The 4291-nt window shown below is 62.2% G+C and carries 2 protein-coding genes and 2 pseudogenes; 2 read left to right on the forward strand and 2 right to left on the reverse strand.

The window, feature by feature from the left end; translation table 11 throughout:
* Window positions 1-295 precede the first annotated feature (295 nt).
* Window positions 296-1390 carry a hypothetical protein gene (locus B1818_RS23740; RefSeq protein WP_004022072.1) on the reverse strand — a complete coding sequence of 365 codons (1095 nt, stop codon included), beginning with the start codon at window positions 1388-1390 and terminating at the stop codon, window positions 296-298.
* Window positions 1387-2685: an LLM class flavin-dependent oxidoreductase gene (locus tag B1818_RS23745; protein WP_068970850.1), complete on the reverse strand. Its 1299-nt coding sequence runs from the start codon at window positions 2683-2685 to the stop codon at window positions 1387-1389. The genes B1818_RS23740 and B1818_RS23745 overlap by 4 nt, the downstream gene beginning before the upstream one ends.
* Window positions 2686-2714: 29 nt before the next feature.
* Between B1818_RS23745 and B1818_RS23750 the strand changes: the two are divergent.
* Window positions 2715-3197 (forward strand): annotated as a pseudogene (locus B1818_RS23750) (IS630 family transposase); the annotation flags it as partial.
* Window positions 3198-3246: 49 nt separating this feature from the next.
* A pseudogene (locus tag B1818_RS24640) lies at window positions 3247-4220 on the forward strand (IS3 family transposase); the annotation flags it as partial.
* Window positions 4221-4291 lie beyond the last annotated feature (71 nt).

Consider the following 4291-nt stretch of genomic DNA (forward strand, 5'->3'; position numbering starts at 1 on the left):
CACTGTACTTGCGTGGTGCTGCCATGCTCTCCATCCTTCACAGGTTCGAGAGCCTCCGACAGACCCGGGGCGGTTCAGACCGTCGGCCAATCTGCGCCCCAACCACCGTGCTCCTCGGGTACCGCGAGCGCCAGCAGACCACTTAGGCGTAAGTCCTCTTTCTCACGGGTGGCTGGCCCCCCATCGCGATCCCGTTCGACGATTCCCTCCCGCCAGCTTGCAGCAAGGTCTCGAGCCACCGCGAGAGGATCGCCCGCCCGCCGGTCGGTGGCCGCCGCCGTGTCGTCGGTGACTGTCATTCGTATTCTCCAATCGCTGATGTGCCGGCCGCGCATGTACGCAGGCTCGTCTGCAGAAATTCCGGGGCCGACCAATCAGTCAGGTCGATCGCCTTATCCACCAGATCGTGGTCGACCAGGTACCGCTGTGTCGCAGCAAGGACAGTGAGCGCATCGTGGTCGAGGGTGGGTACTAAGTTGTCGGTGAAGTGCTCGCCGAAACCGCGTGTCACCGCAGTCTCGCTAACACCGAGGTTGCGGGCATGAATCGCGACTGTCTCGGTCAGATGATCGCGCGCCCAGGAGCCTGCCCGGACCACCGTATCCACCAGATGCTGCACGAGTGACGGGTTCTTATCGACGAGTTGCGCGCTGATTGTCCAAACGCTGGCGTAGTGGCTTGTCCTGTCCAAGCTCAGGTCACGCAGCGGTCTAACACCGGTGAGGTCTTCGAACTCCGCGGACCACGGAAGCCAGCTGAATAGCGCATCGACCGTCCCCCCGGCAAAGACTTGTGCCTGATGGGCCCCGACGGCGGGAAAGAGGTCCGAACCGTTCACTGATGCCGATGCGCTGAGTCGGTCCTGCGGTAAGTCGACTCCCGCCGTCTCAATGGGTACGAGCTCGATATCGTTTACTGTTACGCCGGAGTGACGAAGGGTGTGCTGCAGGGCTCGCGCCTCCCAAGTGCCCAGTGCGACGAGAGTCTGGCGCCACGGGTCGAGCTGTCGGTAGTCACCAAGGTCGCCGCGCAGGATCCGGATTGCCGATGCGGATACGCCGACACGATGCCCCGCCAGTTGCTCCGGTGCGGTCAGGGTGGGGTCGGCCGCGTAAAAGCCCAGCTTTCCCTCGAACAGGGTGACGCCCAGGAGGCGTGTGCGACCCGGTGCACGCAGGCCCTCACTCACCAACGGCGGGATCTCTCCGCCGAATCGGGTGTAAGCGGGATGATCGTAGGTGAAGTGCAAGGAGCCCAGCGGCCCTCCCAGCACGTCCAGATTGATGCCAGCCTCGGCGAGCAACTGCGACTCGCGGCCAACCAGCAGGGCGTTGGGAACAGGGCAGTTGCTGTACGCGAGGGTGTGGACCGCTGAGCTGGTGTCGGTCACAGCGCCGCCGCCCCGCTTGGCAGTTCCAGGCCGAGGTGGTCGCGCAGCGTTGATCCCTCATACTCGTCGCGGAATACCCCACGTTCTTGCAACAGCGGCACCACCTGGTCGACAAAGTCCTCGTAAACGCCGGGCAGATAGGCGGCGGAGATGATGAACCCATCAGCCGCTCTCGCATCGAAGTACTCGACCAGTCTGTCGGCGATCTGGGTGGGCGTTCCTCCCCACTGCGGGACAAAACCCACGTTCGTGCCATAACGCTTTCCAAGGTCGGCCAGTGTCAGATCCTCGCCGTCGCTCGCAACCGTGGAGAACATGTGGAGCATGGTGGGGATGTGCGCGTCCCCCAAGCTCGCGACGATGTCGGAGTACTTCGCGTCTAGGGGGAAGGCGGACAAGTCGATTCCACTATGACTCGACAACGTCGACAGACCGACCTCGGGGTGGACGAGACCGTTGATGTATTCGAGGCGATCGCGTGCGATCGCCTCGGTCTCCCCAAGTATGGGCATGACAGCTGTGAAAACCTTCGTGGCGTCGGGGTTGCGACCCGCGGCACTCACTTGCCCCTTGATGTCCTGGTACGTGCGCTGCATCATCTCCAGCGTCGGCGAGATGCTGAACACGGCGTCGGCCCACTGGCCCGCGAAACGTCTACCGCGAGGCGACAATCCGGCCTGGAGGAGTACTGGCTCGCGCTGACTTGAAGGGGGGATTTGCAGGGGGCCGCGCACGTCGAACCAGTCACCACGGTGATCGACGTAATGAACTTTCTTAGGATCAGCGAACCGGCCGCAGATCTTGTCCAACAGCAGCGCATCATCGTCCCACGAGTTCCACAGCTTACGTACGACCTCGACGAACTCGTCCGCGCGGTCGTAACGGGTGTCGTGTTCAAGATGAGCATCGATTCCGAAGTTCTTTGCCTCTGAATCGTTCAGCGATGTCACGATGTTCCACGACACCCGCCCGTCGGACAGGTTATCCAGCGTTGCCAGGATACGGGCGACGTGAAACGGCGGGTAATACGTGGTGGAGATGGTGGCTCCAAGTCCCAACCGGTCGGTCACGGCGGCCATCGTCGCCACCACCGTGGCGGGCTCGAGTGCGATCGCGCCCTGGCCGCCCAGTCCGACGCCTGTTTGCAGATCATGGCCGTAGCTGTCCTCGACTGCGAGAGCATCCGGAAGGAAAAGAAGATCAAACTTTCCGCGTTCAAGGGTCTGAGCGATCTTCTTATAGTATGCACCGGAAAGAAAATCGTTAGTTGCTGCGGATCTAGTGTCCTGAGTCATTAATTTCCGTTCGGTTGTTAGGCTAGGGAATGGCAACCCGGGGTCCGCGAGCAGTGGATATTGTTCTGACTGATGACGAGCGCCGTGAGCTCGAAGGGTGGGCGCGTCGGCGAACGACGGCCTCGGGTTTGGCGATGCGCTCACGAATCGTTCTCGCCGCCGCTGATGGCGGTTCGAATACTGAAGTGGCACAACGACTCGGCCTCAATCGCAGTACCGTGCGGCGCTGGCGAGGCCGGTTCGTCGAGCACCGCTGCGAGGGGTTGCTCGACGAACCCCGGCCTGGGCGACCTCGCACCGTCGACGACGAGCAGATCAAAAACTTGATCACCGCGACTCTCGAGACCACTCCGAAGAATGCGACACACTGGTCGACGCGGGCGATGGCCGAGCATCTCGACATGTCACAGTCAACCGTGTCGCGTGTGTGGCGGGCGTTCGGATTGGCTCCGCACAAACAGGATTCGTGGAAGCTGTCGAGAGATCCCTTGTTCACCGAGAAGGTCCGTGAATCACCCCTGGTTTGATGCCGCTTCCTTCTGAGTCAGGAAGGATGAGCACATGCCTAAGAAGATCGATCCGGAGGTCCGTTCGAGGGCCTTGCGTTTGCTGGAGGCGCACGGCGGCGAGTACACGTCGTTGACTGCCGCGGCAGAGGCGATCGCCAAGCAGGTCGGTGTCGGTGGGGAGACGGTACGTCGGTGGGCCGTGCAGGCCCAGGTCGATGCCGGCGCCCGGTCGGGGACCACGTCGAAGGAGTCCGCTGAGATCAAGCGACTCAAGGCGGAGAACAAGCAATTGCGAGAGGACGTTGCCATTTTGAAAGCGGCGACGACTTTCTTCGCGGGGGAACTCGACCGCCGCAACCGATGATCGTGGCGTTCATAGATCAGATGCGCGCCAACGGTTTTGCGGTCGAGTCGATCTGTCGGGTCTTGCGTGAGCAGGGCTGCATGATTGCCGCACGAACCTACCGGGCATCGCGAACACGCACGCCTGCCGCTCGGACCGTCTCCGATGCCCACGTCGTCGATGCGGTGCGCACCGTGGTCTGGCGCACCGATGACGACGGCCGGCGGAAGATGACTCCGGAGGGCCTCTACGGGCGGGTGAAGATGCGCGCCCATCTGCATCGGACAACACTGCCCGGGGTGTCCTATGGCGCCGTTGATCGAGCGATGAAAGTGCTAGGCCACAACGGGATTCGAAGGTCCAAGGGAGTCCGTACGACCGTGCGGTCCGCTGATGGTGTACGTGCGGAGGATCTGGTGAATCGACAGTTCAGTGCCGTCGAGCCGAACCGGGTGTGGGTGACCGATTTCACCTACTGCCGGACGTGGGCGGGGTGGGTGTACGTGGTGTTCATCATCGACGTGTTCTCACGTCGGATCGTGGCGTGGCACGCCTCGACGTCGAAGACGGTGGAGCTGGTGACGGTCCCGCTTCGGATGGCGCTGTGGCAGCGGAAACGAGAGGGTCATCCGGTGAAAGCTGCTGAGCTGATTCATCATTCGGATGCTGGAAGTCAGGGCGGATTCAACTGGTCGTCGCAACACCATGATCATGGAGGTGTTTGCGGTGGCTACGGCGGACTGGAGTCGGAGGA

The sequence above is a fragment of the Gordonia sp. IITR100 genome, from assembly GCF_002009645.1.
Classification (GTDB): domain Bacteria; phylum Actinomycetota; class Actinomycetes; order Mycobacteriales; family Mycobacteriaceae; genus Gordonia; species Gordonia hongkongensis.

Bases quoted from the DNA above. Each gene is read 5' to 3' on its own strand.
- B1818_RS23745 (WP_068970850.1), bottom strand. From the start codon at position 2,685: ATGACTCAGGACACTAGATCCGCAGCAACTAACGATTTTCTTTCCGGT.